Here is a 14,740-nt window from a genome sequence, read left to right as displayed (position 1 = left end):
TGTCATAGACTTCGAATACACTAAGAATAAGCTAAGAATAGACTTATATTTAAGTAAAACTGCAAAAAGTACAGCTAAATTAAGATGTGCTTGTTATAATAGCAGTCTATGGCTTTATGCCATTGTCATTGAACCAAGTTACTAGGACTATAATGAAGAAAACATTCACGCTAAACCACGAGAAAATTAAATATCCTCGTATGGTTGATGCAGCCAAGCACGAAGTAAAAAAATACTTAAAACGTGAGCGTAATAAAACACTCCCAGCAGGCGCCGACTATTGGGCGTTTGACTGTAAGTTTGGTGAATCAGCGGATGAGGCCAATGTCGTTCACGTGGCAGAGATTAATAAATGTATTAGCGATATCGAAGCAAAACAGCTTACATCGTTTTACGTTGAAATCTTAGCGCGTCCTGCACAGCGTCAACATCAAGAGTTTGACGAAGAGTAATATCCATACTGTTCTGCAGTAATACTCTTTCAAAAAAAAGGGCCCTTCAGGCCCTTTTTTAGTTTTCGTAATTAATTATCGCGCAAATGGATCGGCATTAATTTTTTCAATGTACCACTTGCCTTTTTTACGCATCATTTTCACACTGCGCATATCATCAATTTTCTTACCATTAAAATAACCCGTAAAAATCAAATTGATGTTAGCTTTATCGCCATATTGTTCGCGTAGACTCATGTTAGTCATATCGACTTCAATCACCACTTCATCGTATTGCATATTAACCAGGTTACGTGCGAACTGCCCAGCGGTGCCATAAGATTTCATAATTCTCGCCATTTTAGGCGTGGCATATTCCATCGCAAGATTTAAATCGTTTTGGTTGTATAAAGCATCAAAATAGAGAGTCGCTACATTACCTGGGGTGTTTTTTTCGCCCTTTGGTGCGTCTTCAGAACCGCAACCGAAAAGAATGCTGCTACTTAGAAGGATAATAGTTAAAAGTATATTTTTCATTGTTGTAGTTTTACGAGTGAACTTAAAATTAAGTGTGTGACTAAATGAGCATGATGTAAAGTTAACTCGGTAAAATTATTGGTTTTATTTATTGTAGATAATAAAAAAGGATGCGTGTTTGCATCCTTTTTTAACAACTAAGAGATTCTTAGTGGTTACTGAACAAGCTCTTTATCGCTGAACTCTTCAGCAAATAATGGGCTAGATAAGTAACGCTCAGTCGCACTTGGTAAAATTACCACAATGTTCTTGTCTGCGTTTTCAGGTTTTTCAGCAAGGCGTTTTGCCGCAACTACTGCAGCACCAGAAGAAATACCCACTAAAATCCCTTCGTTTTTCATTAGTTCATGAGCCATAGCAATCGCATCTTCATTTGATACTTGCTCTGCAGCGTCCACAACTTCTAAATCAAGGTTGCCAGGGATGAAGCCTGCACCGATACCTTGGATTTTATGAGGGCCCGGTTTAACTTCTTCACCAGCTAAGGTTTGGCTAATAACTGGTGAGTTAGTTGGTTCAACAGCAACTGATTGTACATTTAACCCTTTTTCTAGTTTAAGGTAACGGCTAACACCTGTAATAGTACCACCTGTACCAACACCCGCTACGAAGATATCGATTTTACCGTCCATTGCTTCATAGATTTCAGGGCCCGTTGTTTCAAAGTGAATTTTCGGGTTAGCTGGGTTTTCGAACTGTTGTAAAAGAATGTATTTTTCAGGCTCACTGGCTTGAATTTCTTTTGCTTTTTCAATCGCGCCATTCATACCTTTAGCGCCATCAGTTAAAACTAGGTTAGCACCTAAGGCTTTTAACAATTTACGACGCTCTAAGCTCATTGTGTTAGGCATAGTCAGGGTTAGCTTATAGCCACGAGAAGCTGCTACGAACGCAAGGGCGATACCTGTGTTACCTGAAGTCGGTTCGATTAACTCTTTTTCTTTGGTTAATACACCTGACTTTTCTGCTTCCCAGATCATTGAAGCGCCAATACGGCATTTAACACTGAAGCTTGGGTTACGTGATTCTACTTTAGCAAAAACATTACCTGAGGTTACGCGGTTAAGCTTTACAATTGGTGTATTACCAATCGTTAATGAATTATCTTCAAAAATGTTAGACATAGTGTTCCCTTGGAAGCAATTTATTCAATCGTTGATCAACTAGCTAAGGCTAGTGATCTGTAATAGTCACACTTTACTGTGGTGAATAAAAAACGAAAGTAAAGTTTGGCTATAACATATAGCGAATAGGCTTATAGCATTTAGGAATAAGCAAACAAAGAAAGGGGAGGGCGCACCAAAAGGTGCGCTAATAGGCTCTTAGAGTAACCAAGCGTAGCTAAACTTGGCAAATAACGTACGCTGCTCTTTAGTAATTGATGATAGCTCATCATCTTGGTAGCCATTATCAGAGTAGCCAGCAAAGAATACCGTTTGCGGATTCAGCTTATAAGAATACAACAGCTGAGTGGCTAGGTTTTTATATTGGCTATCTACATCATCAATGTAATTAGCCTGATTGCGTTCTAAATCGGTATAAATGACTGCAAGGCGTAAAAAGCTATTCACGTTGAATTGGTAAGTAAAACGTACATCACTTAAGTTGGCGGTAAATACTTCACTGCCATCGGCTTCAAGCTGTTCATAAGTATGACGTAAACGCACTTCAAAATGCTTACCAAGGTTCATATTCAGCACAGGGCGTATATGGAACTTATCACCCACGCGGTTATTCGCTAAATCAACGGCATTACCTGTGTACATATATAAAGAAGCAAATACCCCTGCTTTTGGTTTAAAGTCACTGTAAAAACCAACGCCATTTTCGCTAAACAAGTCTGTGTTGCCGTCAATATCTAAACGTGATTTATCGTGGCGAAGACCAGTGCGGTTACGGTGCTCAACAGAGACCTCAAAAAAGCTCTGTAACGGGCCGCTGACTGAAAAACTAGTTTGTGCTTCTTTTTCAAGAAGTTCGTTATTTTCGTTATGGGTAATATCCCAATCGGCGTAAAGGTTAGCGCGATTCCACCAATTGCCTTTATCGCCATACCAGCGGTATTCGCCACCAGTCGTAAACTTTTTAAAATCAACTTGTGAGATAAAGCCCAAGTCAGCTCTTAAATCAGCATCACGATAATTATAATCAGCGAAGGCACGCCAGTACTTCTCGTCGTGTTGATACTTTAGGTAGTAGCCAGTACCCGATTGCTGTTCTTTACTTAAAACACGAAGTACGCCTTCGTTATAGTCGCAGTCACTATTTAATTCACAAATTACTTGCTCGGGTTGTAAGCAGTTATCACCATCACATAACTCATCGATAAAATCTTGGCTGTATTGCGTTTGTGATTTTAATACTTGCACTAAGAAAACATCGTTCACTGTTGGTTTGTATTTACTATCAATACTGTAAACCGTGTTTTTATAATCATCACTTTGTCTGTGTGTTGCCGTTGAACCGAGTGATAACCCAGATTCAAAATCGTATCGATAACGCAGGGCACCGTTTTCACTTTTCTCGTCAAGGGCGACAAGAGATGAGCCTAAATTGCCCGGGATCAGCACATTGGTTTGCGTATCATTGGCAATGAAGCCGGCAAATGTATGGCCATTTTTGCTGCCGGTGATTTTCGTGCCGTAATCTGGCTGGGCAATATTACGGGTATGAATGAGGTTAAGTGTTGAGGCAAAGTAGTCAGCGTTATCTAAAAAGAAGGCACGCTTTTCTGGGAAGAATAAACTGAAATTATTGTTCACACTCAATTGTGCTACATCCGCTTCAACCTGAGAAAAATCAGGATTAATCGTCGCATTTAAGGTGATATCTGGGGTGATCCCCCATTTAACATCGAGGCTGGCTTCAGTGTTGTTCTCTGACTCCCAGTCATCAACTTGTGCGCCATCAATTTCACGAGTCTCATTTTTGCCAAGCACCACAGATGGAATAATCGCCACGTTATTGCCTTGCTTTGCTTGTTCAAAGCCTTGGTAACTTGGCATTTGGCAAATCCAACAGTTGTTACCATGGTCAATTTGCATATTTGAGATACGTAATCGTTCACTGCGCGGTAAAAAGCGTAAAAACTCCATCGCCATAGTCTTACTTGCTACGCTGTCGTCAAAATTCAATACGCGTAATGGAATGGCAACTTCAACTGTGTAGCCTTTATCATGAATAACACCGACGCTATCCCAAATACCGTCCCATGATGAGCTTTCATGTTTAGTCAGTTCGTTTTCTATTGAATCTTGTTGTACGCCAAGTGGGTTAATAAAAAATTGATAAGCTAATTGAGAATTATTGTATGAATCAATTTTTAGCCCGACTAGGTCATCATCCCAGGCTGCGTCACGGTCACGGTAAAAAGCACGAATAAGTTCTGGGTTTGGGTCATTTGCTTCAAAGCCAATAAAAAGTGTTTCGCCATCTTCATAAACATAAGCGTGGGTGGTAACTGGGCTTTTACTGTTTTCGTAAGGCCAAGTAACGTTGTCTATGGTAATTTTTTTGGCACGTTGCCAACTTGGCTCATTGAGCTGGCCGTCAATTGTTGCCTGCTCCGCAATAAAAGGAAGGGTGACAGGTTGGCTGGTGGCCAAGCTGGTAAAAGGCACGCTTAATAGAGCGGCACTTAACATTGATTTATACATAAGCACTATACGGGTATTCAAAACTGCGAGCATGTTATTAATTTGCAACTTTGTTAACAAATGCAACGCGACAGGGCGCATATATTTACGTTCAAATTAGATTCTAACAAGCTGTGGTGGTAATTTGCGCAGTTAAACGTTAATTTGGCTGTTTTATAACAAAAGTAAACTAAAACGTGGTAAAAGATTACCACCTAAAAATTGAAGTGATCGTTATGAATTTAATTCTAAAATTAATTGCTGGTATTGTTGCCGGTATTTTAGTGGGCTTATATGTGCCACTAACAGGTGTTGAACTCCTTTACACAGTAAAAGAAATAATAGGTCAGTTGATCACCTTTACCATCCCGTTAATTATTTTATTTTTTATCGCATCAGGTATTGCTGGTTTACCAAAAGGGTCAGGCCACTTGTTAGGAAAAACTGTTGGCTTTGCATATGGTTCAACCGTTATTGCTGGAACCTTAGCTTTTTTACTTGTCAGCGCTATGATCCCATTGTTTGATGGCGGTTTAACGTTTGAAGCAGAAGTTGCGACCGAAGTGGGCAGCTTTATTGATCTAGAAATTCCACCTCTTATGAGTGTAATGACAGCACTTGCTGCGGCATTCATTTTTGGTATTGGTATGAGCCAGTTACAGCTTGATACGTTAAAGAAAGTATCTGATCAGGGCCGTGATGTGATTGATGGCTTATTAGCAAAAGTAATTATTCCTGCGTTACCTTTCTACATTGCCGGTGTTTTCGCGGAAATGACAGTTGCTGGCACCGTGGTTGATACGCTGCAAACATTTGGTATTGTTTTGCTAGCTGCATTAATTATGCATTGGCTATGGCTTACTGTTTTATATGTATCTACAGGCCTTTTACTAAAGCGTAATCCTTTAGAGCTTGTAAAAAATATGCTACCCGCTTATTTTACTGCTTTAGGTACAATGTCGAGTGCAGCAACAATTCCAGTTTCACTTCGCTCAAGCAAAGCAAATAACGTAAAAGAAGATGTTGCTAACTTTACAGTACCTTTATGTGCAACTATCCATTTATCAGGCTCAACAATTACGATTGTGACATGTGCAATGGCTGTTATGTTCTTATCACCGAATATGGATGTACCATCGTTATTTGGTATGTTGCCATTTATTATGATGCTAGGCGTTGTAATGATTGCTGCTCCTGGCGCACCAGGTGGGGCAGTTATGTCGGCATTGGGTCTTTTAACAAGTATGCTTGGTTTTAATGAAGGTGCAGTTGCATTAATGATTGCACTTTATTTAGCACAAGATAGCTTTGGTACTGCCTGTAATGTAACAGGTGATGGTATCATTGCCCTATGGGTTGATCGTTTCAGCGAGAAAGCATCAGCTTAAAATTAATTAGTGAAACGATATTTTGATTTATCGTTTCACTTTTTCTGTGCTAATGTGGCACATTAAACTGTGCGAAAGCAGCTATTTGGGTTATTTGAGGGTGTTCCATTGATTAATGTACTTTTAGTTGATGACCATGAACTTGTACGGACAGGGATCAGACGTATACTTGATGATGTTCGTGGTTTTAAAGTGGTGGGTGAAGCTAAAACCGGTGAAGAAGCGGTGCAATTTTGCCGTCAACATTCACCTGATATCGTGTTGATGGACATGAATATGCCAGGTATTGGCGGTTTAGAAGCGACAAAAAAAATCTGTCGTTATTGCCCTGATGTAAAAATTATTGTGCTTACTGTGCATTGTGAAGATCCATTTCCAAGCAAAGTAATGCAAATCGGTGCTCACGGTTATCTAACAAAAGGTGCCGGCTCTGATGAAATGGTTAACGCTATTCGTGCGGTTAATGCAGGGCAACGTTATATTGCGCCTGAAATTGCACAACAAATTGCCCTTGCTCAGGTAAGCGGTCGCACAGATGAAAACCCATTCCAGAGTTTGTCTGAGCGTGAGCTGCAAATCATGCTGATGATCACTAAAGGTGAGAAAGCGCAAGATATTGCGGATCGCTTGAACCTAAGCTCAAAAACAGTGAATAGCTATCGCTATCGCATGTTTGAAAAGCTAAATGTAGGGGGGGATGTTGAACTTACCCATTTAGCAATTCGTCATAAAATGATCGACATTGATAGCTCGCATTAATTTGCTCAATGTCTGATTTCGAACCAGCCCGTTTTCTAAAAACACTATCAAGTGAGCCCGGTGTCTACCGAATGCTTGATAGTGAAGGGCAAGTTATCTATGTTGGTAAGGCTAAAAATCTAAAAAAGCGCGTAAGTAGTTACTTCCGTAGCAATGTGACTGATAGCAAAACGCGTGTATTAGTAAGTAATATTTGCGGTATTGAAGTCACCCTGACCAACACTGAAACCGAAGCCTTATTACTCGAAAACAACCTAATTAAAAAATATCAGCCTCGTTACAATATTTTGCTGCGAGATGATAAGTCATATCCGTATATTCTTTTAACTGATCATAAGCATCCGCGACTTGCTTTTCATCGTGGTAGCCGAAAAATTAAAGGCGAATATTTTGGCCCATTCCCAAGTGCGGGAGCGGTATCTGAAAGTTTGCGTTTAATGCAAAAAATCTTTCCGGTTCGCCAATGTGAAGATGCTTATTACCGAGCTAGAAGCCGTCCATGTTTACAATATCAGTTAAAACGCTGCTCAGCGCCGTGTGTGAATAAAATCTCCGATGAAGAATATCAACAAGAAGTTGATTTTGTTCGCAAGTTTTTGTTGGGCAAATCTCATGAAGTCATTGCCGATTTAGTTACTAAAATGGAGCAAGCAAGTAAAGAACTTAAATTTGAGCTTGCGGCCAAAGTGCGTGACCAAATCATGTTGCTTCGAAAAATGCAGGAGCAACAATCTATTTCAGGTAACCATGCCGAAATGGATGTGGTGGGTTTTGCTCATTTAAACGGTTTAAATGCGGTTCACTTATTAATGATCCGCGACCACAAAGTGCTAGGCAGTAAAACTTATTTTCCTAAAGTACCAAAAGACTCAGGTGAAGAAGAAATTCTAACTTCTTTTTTAGGCCAATATTATCTAGCTCCCGGTGCAACAGGGCGTATTGCTAAAGAAATTATATTACCGTTTAATATTGAAGAAAGTGAGCCATTAAGCGAAGCGCTTACGGCAATCTCTGAACGTAAAGTGAGTTTAAAAGTTGCTAATCGCGGTGAGCGGGCACAGTATTTAAAGCTTGCTAATAAAAATGCACTTAACAGCATTAGTGTTAAGCAAAGCACGCAGGATTCAATCAACAAACGCTACGCACAATTAAAAGAAACATTACGCCTAGATGATATTAATCGCATGGAATGTTTTGATATCAGCCATACAATGGGTGAAAACACGGTAGCAAGTTGTGTGGTGTTTGATTCGCAAGGGCCTAATAATAAAGAATATCGTCGATTTAATGTTACCGGCATCACCGGTGGTGATGATTATGCTGCGATGGAATTCGCACTTAATAAACGCTACAACAAAGTGGTCGATGAAGACAAAATTCCAGATGTCATCTTTATCGATGGTGGTAAAGGTCAATTATCTCGTGCTGAGCAATATTTTGAAAACTGGCCGCATAATAAAATACCATTGCTGGTGGGTGTTGCAAAAGGTACCAGTCGGAAACCAGGTTTAGAAACGCTATTAATTGATGGCGGACGTAAAACAATACCACTTGATTCAGATGCACCAGCGCTGCATTTAATTCAGCATATTCGTGATGAGTCGCACCGTTTTGCCATTGCAGGGCATCGTAATAAACGACAAAAACAACGTACACAATCATTGTTAGAAGAGATTACCGGTGTAGGACAAAAGCGCCGACAAGCATTATTAAAATATTTAGGGGGCATGCAAGGGGTAAAAGCTGCTAATATAGACCAATTAAAACAAGTTCCTGGGATCAGCCCTGAAATGGCTGAAAAGATATTTAATCATTTGCATGACAAGGCGTAGCCTTCGTGCGAATATAGTAAAAAAAGACATCTCCAAGTAGTTATGTGGAATATTCCAAACACACTCACAACCTTTAGACTTTTTCTTATCCCCATTTTTTTGGTGATATTTTATTTGCCTTTCTCATGGGCGTTTTTCGCAGCTGCGTTTGTTTTCTGGCTTGCGTCAATCACAGATATCCTTGATGGCTATCTAGCGCGTCGTTTAAATCAGTCAACGCCTTTCGGTGCGTTCTTAGATCCGGTTGCCGACAAAGTAATGGTGTGTGCAGCACTGGTTGCTTTATCAAGCCACTACCAAAGTTTGTATATGACTATTCCAGCATTAGTTATTATTAGCCGTGAAATTGTTATCTCTGCTTTACGCGAATGGATGGCAGAGCAGGGTAAACGTGACAACGTAGCTGTATCAAACATGGGTAAGTTTAAAACTGCAGCACAGATGCTAGCCATTATTGGTTTGATCTGGCAGTTTGATACATGGATGATCTACTTAAGTTATGGCCTTTTGTACGTCGCAACATTCTTAACGCTTAGTTCTATGTTGCAGTATTTAATAGCGGCATGGTCAGAATTGACCAAAAATTGATCCTAAACGTTTAATTACACACCGTTTTAGATAAAAAATAAGCAAACAGTTCAAAACTAGCATTTTTTATATTGACGCGTTTAATAATCTCTGTAGAATGCGTCCGTGTTGAGAGGGCATAGCCCCCAAGATAAAGAAAGCGGCACTAGCTCAGTTGGTAGAGCGCAACCTTGCCAAGGTTGAGGTCACGAGTTCGAGCCTCGTGTGCCGCTCCAATTATCTAATTTGGCGGAATGGCAGAGTGGCCATGCAGCGGATTGCAAATCCGTCTACCTCGGTTCGACTCCGGGTTCCGCCTCCATTCAACACTCCACGCGCTCTATGAGCAACCCGATGCCCGGGTGGTGGAATTGGTAGACACAAGGGATTTAAAATCCCTCGCTGGTAACAGCGTGCCGGTTCAAGTCCGGCCCCGGGCACCATTTGTGGTTAACTACAATACCAAATGTAGTTATAAAAATAATATTAGAGTTAATATGATGCGGCACTAGCTCAGTTGGTAGAGCGCAACCTTGCCAAGGTTGAGGTCACGAGTTCGAGCCTCGTGTGCCGCTCCATATTAGCTTTATCCACTTGCTTTAAATAGCAAACCCGATGCCCGGGTGGTGGAATTGGTAGACACAAGGGATTTAAAATCCCTCGCTGGTAACAGCGTGCCGGTTCAAGTCCGGCCCCGGGCACCATTTTTAGTGGTAACTAATTAAAAATTTGCGGCACTAGTTCAGTTGCCAGAACGTTATCATCGCAACCTCAAGGTTGTGTACCAACGGTAAAAATACTGACAGAATTAAATTTGCGGCACTAGCTCAGTTGCCAGAACGTTATCATCGCAACCTCAAGGTTGTGCACCAACGGTCAAAATACTGACAGAAATAAATTTGCGGCACTAGCTCAGTTGGTAGAGCGCAACCTTGCCAAGGTTGAGGTCACGAGTTCGAGCCTCGTGTGCCGCTCCAATTATTTGGAAGCGATAAGGCGGAATGGCAGAGTGGCCATGCAGCGGATTGCAAATCCGTCTACCTCGGTTCGACTCCGGGTTCCGCCTCCATATAATACTCCACATGCTCTTACGAGCGGCCCGATGCCCGGGTGGTGGAATTGGTAGACACAAGGGATTTAAAATCCCTCGCTGGTAACAGCGTGCCGGTTCAAGTCCGGCCCCGGGCACCATTTACATAAAATACCTCTTCTCTATTTCATTTATATTTCTTTTTATAATCTCATCAAATTATTTTTTTATTGCCAAAATAGCTTTATAGTTTCCTTAGTCTTTTTAAAACAGCTAACGCGTTTCAAGTTTTAATCAATAAATAGGATCAAGGAAAGATAATGGAGCAATTTAAACGTGGCTTAAATCAGTTTTGGGTAGGCGCCGTATTTGGGCTTTGTCTAGCGATCTCATTAGTACTCATTCCTGTTGCGATTATTATGTCGAACATTAACGATGTACTGAAAATTCATGAGGTGAGCGTGCTTGTCGATAAAGTATCGACTGTCTTCGATAAATCAGAACAAGCCATTAGTAATGCCAAAGCAGCGCTAACCGATTTTGATAATGACGTGCTGATGGATATGCTCACTGCTGTGCAATCTTATCAGCAACAATCGCAGCCATTACTAACCGCAGAACAAAAACAAGCATTAAAAGCGCAAATTAAAGCTCAGCTTGTTACTGAGCTTGAGTCCAAACTTAACGAGCAACAAATTACATTCATATTGTCTGTTTTTGAAAAGTTAGCAAATACAAAAAAGGGAGCACAAACGCTCCCTAAATAAGAATTTACTTAACTAGATTATTTACGCCATGCGCCTTTAGGAATGGTTTGATCTAGCTTTTTGTTTTGCGAAGGATCAAAAGTAGGTAATTTACCTGCCTTACGTTGTGTGTTGTAATCCTTCGCGAGCCAAATAACGACGCCCGATAACATAAATAAAGCGATGACGTTAACAATAGCCATTAAACCCATCGAAACATCGGCAAGGGTCCATACGAGTGGCAATTCCCCAAGCGCACCAAACATCACCATACCAAGTACCAATAATCGGAATATCAACATACCCGAAGCATGGTTATGCTCTAAGAACAATAAATTGGTTTCGGCATAAGAATAATTAGCAACTATCGAGGTAAATGCAAAAAACAAAATTGCAATCGCAACAAATATCGCACCCCAACTACCAACGTGTTCTTCAAGGGCAGCTTGTGTTAACGCAATGCCAGTTACACCTGAATTAGGTATAAGCTGTTGTGATAATAAAATAAGGGCTGCAGTTGCAGTACATATAATAATTGTATCTACAAATACGCCGAGCATTTGTACATAACCTTGTGAGGCAGGGTGCGGTGGGTTAGGTGTTGCCGTTGCAGCAGCATTTGCAGCGCTACCCATACCAGCTTCATTAGAGAATAGGCCACGTTTAATACCCTGGATCATAGCCTGCATTACACCATAACCTATTGCACCCGCACCCGCTTGCTCGATACCAAAGGCACTATTAATAACATGCATAAATACGTCAGGTAATAAATCGTAGTTCATGGCACACACATAAAGTGCAACTAACAAATAAGCCAGCGCCATAAATGGCACAACCATTTCTGCAAAACGTGAAATAGTTTTTAAGCCACCAAAAATAATAATGCCTGACCCTAATACTAAGCCGATACCTACAACATAGTTTGGAATACCAAACGCAACATTAAATGCAGCAGCAATAGAGTTTGATTGAACAGCATTAAATACCAAGCCAAAAGCAAGAATAAGGCAAAGAGAAAAGATCACACCCATCCAACGTTTGCCCAAACCATATTCCATATAATAAGCAGGGCCACCGCGAAAGTTGCCATCTTCATCGACGGTTTTATATGCCTGAGCAAGAGTACTCTCGGCAAAACTTGTCGCCATACCTATTAAAGCAATAAGCCACATCCAGAAAATTGCCCCGGCACCGCCTAAATAAAGTGCAACGGCAACACCTGCCATATTACCCGTACCTACTCGCGCAGCTAAAGAAGTACAAAATGCTTGGAATGAAGAAATGCCATCGCCAGAACCTTGGCGGCTCTGAAACATTACTTTGATCATATGTGGGAATTGAGTGAATTGAATAAAACCGAGTCGAAGAGTGAAAAATAGCCCCGCAGCTATTAAAAGGTAAACCAGAATGTGACCCCAAAGGAGACCACTTATACTATTTATAATGTCTGTCATTTTTCTTGCCTTGTGAGCGAGTGGAAAATCTGCGGCGCAAGTTACCATAACAAGCGAGGAGAGTTTAGTTATTCTGCTAAAAAACATCAGTTATCCACAGGTGTTTGTGGGTAACGTGTTTGCATTTGGTGGGTATCTGAATGATTTGAAAATAATCAAAAAAACCTTCAAAAAGTACTTGCGTTAATTCCTCGCATCCCTATAATGCGCATCCACTGACACGGCGGGCAGCAATGAAAAGCGCTGAACAAAGTGACAGAGAGTTAAGTAAAACTTCGGTTTAAAACGGTCTAAAAAGAAAGTTTAAAATTAAGTGTTGACTCGAAAAATTAAGGATGTATTATACGCATCCCTAGCGACAACGTCGCAACGTTCTTTAACAATATAAAGCAATCATCTGTGTGGGCACTCGTACAGATTGAGTTCTAACAGCAGATTCTAGTTCGCTAGATGACGCAAACAAATTTAGAGTCTCAATTGAACTGAGTGACCATATGTTATTAAAAGATTCAGCCTTGAGCTGTTTTGATTTTACTTTTTCAAAAGTGAAAATAATAACGCACAGTCAATTCGATTCGAAAGAATCAAAATTCAGAATTCATTGAGCACGAAACTTCGGTTTCAAAAAACTTTTAATTGAAGAGTTTGATCATGGCTCAGATTGAACGCTGGCGGCAGGCCTAACACATGCAAGTCGAGCGGAAACGAAGAGGTGCTTGCACCTCTGGCGTCGAGCGGCGGACGGGTGAGTAATGCTTGGGAATATGCCTTATGGTGGGGGACAACAGTTGGAAACGACTGCTAATACCGCATGATGTCTACGGACCAAAGTGGGGGACCTTCGGGCCTCACGCCATAAGATTAGCCCAAGTGGGATTAGCTAGTTGGTGAGGTAATGGCTCACCAAGGCGACGATCCCTAGCTGGTTTGAGAGGATGATCAGCCACACTGGGACTGAGACACGGCCCAGACTCCTACGGGAGGCAGCAGTGGGGAATATTGCACAATGGGCGCAAGCCTGATGCAGCCATGCCGCGTGTGTGAAGAAGGCCTTCGGGTTGTAAAGCACTTTCAGTAAGGAGGAAAGGTTAAGTGTTAATAGCACTTAGCTGTGACGTTACTTACAGAAGAAGCACCGGCTAACTCCGTGCCAGCAGCCGCGGTAATACGGAGGGTGCGAGCGTTAATCGGAATTACTGGGCGTAAAGCGTACGCAGGCGGTTTGTTAAGCGAGATGTGAAAGCCCCGGGCTCAACCTGGGAACTGCATTTCGAACTGGCAAACTAGAGTGTGATAGAGGGTGGTAGAATTTCAGGTGTAGCGGTGAAATGCGTAGAGATCTGAAGGAATACCGATGGCGAAGGCAGCCACCTGGGTCAACACTGACGCTCATGTACGAAAGCGTGGGGAGCAAACAGGATTAGATACCCTGGTAGTCCACGCCGTAAACGATGTCTACTAGAAGCTCGGGTCTTCGGACTTGTTTTTCAAAGCTAACGCATTAAGTAGACCGCCTGGGGAGTACGGCCGCAAGGTTAAAACTCAAATGAATTGACGGGGGCCCGCACAAGCGGTGGAGCATGTGGTTTAATTCGATGCAACGCGAAGAACCTTACCTACACTTGACATACAGAGAACTTACCAGAGATGGTTTGGTGCCTTCGGGAACTCTGATACAGGTGCTGCATGGCTGTCGTCAGCTCGTGTTGTGAGATGTTGGGTTAAGTCCCGCAACGAGCGCAACCCCTATCCTTAGTTGCCAGCGATTCGGTCGGGAACTCTAAGGAGACTGCCGGTGATAAACCGGAGGAAGGTGGGGACGACGTCAAGTCATCATGGCCCTTACGTGTAGGGCTACACACGTGCTACAATGGCGCATACAGAGTGCTGCGAACCTGCGAGGGTAAGCGAATCACTTAAAGTGCGTCGTAGTCCGGATTGGAGTCTGCAACTCGACTCCATGAAGTCGGAATCGCTAGTAATCGCATATCAGAATGATGCGGTGAATACGTTCCCGGGCCTTGTACACACCGCCCGTCACACCATGGGAGTGGGTTGCTCCAGAAGTGGATAGTCTAACCTTCGGGAGGACGTTCACCACGGAGTGATTCATGACTGGGGTGAAGTCGTAACAAGGTAGCCCTAGGGGAACCTGGGGCTGGATCACCTCCTTATACGATTTAGAACTTATTTGTTCGTAGTGTCCACACAGATGATTGTTAGTTAGCTAAGCCGCTTGGTTTAACTAATTAATATGCTCTTTAAAAATTTGGAAAGCTGATATTAAAATTCTTATAGATAACATTGTTATTTATAAAGAGTTTTCAAAAGTAAAAAAATGCCATTAATCGAAAGATT

The 14,740-nt window shown here is 41.7% G+C and carries 10 protein-coding genes, 8 tRNA genes and 1 rRNA gene; 15 read left to right on the top strand and 4 right to left on the bottom strand.

Features of this window, described 5'->3' with window-relative positions:
* The first annotated feature begins 152 nt into the window (after positions 1 to 152).
* Positions 153 to 452 (top strand): DUF6172 family protein, encoded by a 300-nt coding sequence (locus AADY36_RS10440; protein ID WP_054564021.1) that lies wholly within the window; start codon positions 153 to 155, stop codon positions 450 to 452.
* Positions 453 to 527: 75 nt separating this feature from the next.
* Here the strand turns inward: AADY36_RS10440 and AADY36_RS10435 are convergent, their stop codons facing one another.
* From AADY36_RS10435 to AADY36_RS10425, 3 genes are all read right to left on the bottom strand, one after another.
* Entirely contained in the window at positions 528 to 968 is a 441-nt protein-coding gene (locus AADY36_RS10435; protein ID WP_055022408.1) for a hypothetical protein, read from the bottom strand.
* A 155-nt stretch (positions 969 to 1,123) separates the two neighbouring features.
* On the bottom strand, positions 1,124 to 2,092 hold the full coding sequence (gene cysK, locus AADY36_RS10430) for a cysteine synthase A (protein ID WP_058583732.1): 969 nt from the start codon (positions 2,090 to 2,092) through the stop codon (positions 1,124 to 1,126).
* 198 nt (positions 2,093 to 2,290) lie between these two features.
* The gene (locus AADY36_RS10425) at positions 2,291 to 4,624 is read right to left on the bottom strand and encodes a carbohydrate binding family 9 domain-containing protein (RefSeq protein WP_342408951.1); all 2,334 of its coding nucleotides are present in this window, start codon (positions 4,622 to 4,624) and stop codon (positions 2,291 to 2,293) included.
* 215 nt (positions 4,625 to 4,839) lie between these two features.
* Between AADY36_RS10425 and AADY36_RS10420 the strand changes: the two genes are divergently transcribed.
* The 13 genes from AADY36_RS10420 (at position 4,840) to AADY36_RS10360 (ending at position 10,946) form a co-directional block, all read left to right on the top strand.
* Complete coding sequence (locus AADY36_RS10420) at positions 4,840 to 5,991, top strand: dicarboxylate/amino acid:cation symporter (RefSeq protein WP_054553767.1); 1,152 nt, start codon at positions 4,840 to 4,842, stop codon at positions 5,989 to 5,991.
* Positions 5,992 to 6,099: 108 nt separating this feature from the next.
* Positions 6,100 to 6,750, top strand: coding sequence for a UvrY/SirA/GacA family response regulator transcription factor (uvrY, locus tag AADY36_RS10415; protein ID WP_054564041.1), 651 nt, complete (start codon positions 6,100 to 6,102; stop codon positions 6,748 to 6,750).
* A gap of 8 nt (positions 6,751 to 6,758) precedes the next feature.
* On the top strand, positions 6,759 to 8,582 hold the full coding sequence (uvrC, locus tag AADY36_RS10410; protein WP_055022410.1) for an excinuclease ABC subunit UvrC: 1,824 nt from the start codon (positions 6,759 to 6,761) through the stop codon (positions 8,580 to 8,582).
* A 42-nt stretch (positions 8,583 to 8,624) separates the two neighbouring features.
* Positions 8,625 to 9,170: a CDP-diacylglycerol--glycerol-3-phosphate 3-phosphatidyltransferase gene (gene pgsA, locus AADY36_RS10405; protein WP_054564017.1), complete on the top strand. Its 546-nt coding sequence runs from the start codon at positions 8,625 to 8,627 to the stop codon at positions 9,168 to 9,170.
* A 139-nt stretch (positions 9,171 to 9,309) separates the two neighbouring features.
* Positions 9,310 to 9,385, top strand: a tRNA-Gly gene (locus AADY36_RS10400).
* Between the two features lie 12 nt (positions 9,386 to 9,397).
* Positions 9,398 to 9,471: transfer RNA gene (locus tag AADY36_RS10395), tRNA-Cys, on the top strand.
* A gap of 34 nt (positions 9,472 to 9,505) precedes the next feature.
* A tRNA-Leu gene (locus tag AADY36_RS10390) sits at positions 9,506 to 9,592 on the top strand.
* A 59-nt stretch (positions 9,593 to 9,651) separates the two neighbouring features.
* Positions 9,652 to 9,727, top strand: a tRNA-Gly gene (locus AADY36_RS10385).
* Between the two features lie 39 nt (positions 9,728 to 9,766).
* Positions 9,767 to 9,853, top strand: a tRNA-Leu gene (locus AADY36_RS10380).
* A 197-nt stretch (positions 9,854 to 10,050) separates the two neighbouring features.
* Positions 10,051 to 10,126: transfer RNA gene (locus AADY36_RS10375), tRNA-Gly, on the top strand.
* Between the two features lie 18 nt (positions 10,127 to 10,144).
* Positions 10,145 to 10,218 (top strand) — tRNA-Cys (locus tag AADY36_RS10370).
* Positions 10,219 to 10,253: 35 nt separating this feature from the next.
* A tRNA-Leu gene (locus tag AADY36_RS10365) sits at positions 10,254 to 10,340 on the top strand.
* Between the two features lie 159 nt (positions 10,341 to 10,499).
* On the top strand, positions 10,500 to 10,946 hold the full coding sequence (locus AADY36_RS10360) for a hypothetical protein (protein WP_054564016.1): 447 nt from the start codon (positions 10,500 to 10,502) through the stop codon (positions 10,944 to 10,946).
* 17 nt (positions 10,947 to 10,963) lie between these two features.
* Here AADY36_RS10360 and AADY36_RS10355 read toward each other — a convergent pair whose 3' ends face one another.
* Positions 10,964 to 12,382, bottom strand: a complete 1,419-nt coding sequence (locus tag AADY36_RS10355) for an alanine/glycine:cation symporter family protein (protein ID WP_054564015.1) — start codon at positions 12,380 to 12,382, stop codon at positions 10,964 to 10,966.
* Positions 12,383 to 13,015: 633 nt separating this feature from the next.
* Here AADY36_RS10355 and AADY36_RS10350 point away from each other — a divergent pair.
* A 16S ribosomal RNA gene (locus AADY36_RS10350) occupies positions 13,016 to 14,556 on the top strand.
* The last annotated feature ends 184 nt before the right edge of the window (positions 14,557 to 14,740 follow it).

This window comes from Pseudoalteromonas sp. D15MCD-2 (assembly GCF_038562745.1).
GTDB lineage: Bacteria > Pseudomonadota > Gammaproteobacteria > Enterobacterales > Alteromonadaceae > Pseudoalteromonas.
This window is presented reverse-complemented; position numbering and strand designations above follow the sequence as displayed.

Excerpts from the sequence above, each read along its gene's own strand:
- AADY36_RS10440 (WP_054564021.1), top strand. The coding sequence starts at position 153 with ATGAAGAAAACATTCACGCTAAACCACGAGAAAATTAAATATCCTCGT.
- AADY36_RS10435 (WP_055022408.1), bottom strand. The coding sequence starts at position 968 with ATGAAAAATATACTTTTAACTATTATCCTTCTAAGTAGCAGCATTCTT.
- cysK (WP_058583732.1), bottom strand. The coding sequence starts at position 2,092 with ATGTCTAACATTTTTGAAGATAATTCATTAACGATTGGTAATACACCA.
- AADY36_RS10425 (WP_342408951.1), bottom strand. The coding sequence starts at position 4,624 with ATGTATAAATCAATGTTAAGTGCCGCTCTATTAAGCGTGCCTTTTACC.
- AADY36_RS10420 (WP_054553767.1), top strand. The coding sequence starts at position 4,840 with ATGAATTTAATTCTAAAATTAATTGCTGGTATTGTTGCCGGTATTTTA.
- uvrC (WP_055022410.1), top strand. The coding sequence starts at position 6,759 with ATGTCTGATTTCGAACCAGCCCGTTTTCTAAAAACACTATCAAGTGAG.
- pgsA (WP_054564017.1), top strand. The coding sequence starts at position 8,625 with ATGTGGAATATTCCAAACACACTCACAACCTTTAGACTTTTTCTTATC.
- AADY36_RS10360 (WP_054564016.1), top strand. The coding sequence starts at position 10,500 with ATGGAGCAATTTAAACGTGGCTTAAATCAGTTTTGGGTAGGCGCCGTA.
- AADY36_RS10355 (WP_054564015.1), bottom strand. The coding sequence starts at position 12,382 with ATGACAGACATTATAAATAGTATAAGTGGTCTCCTTTGGGGTCACATT.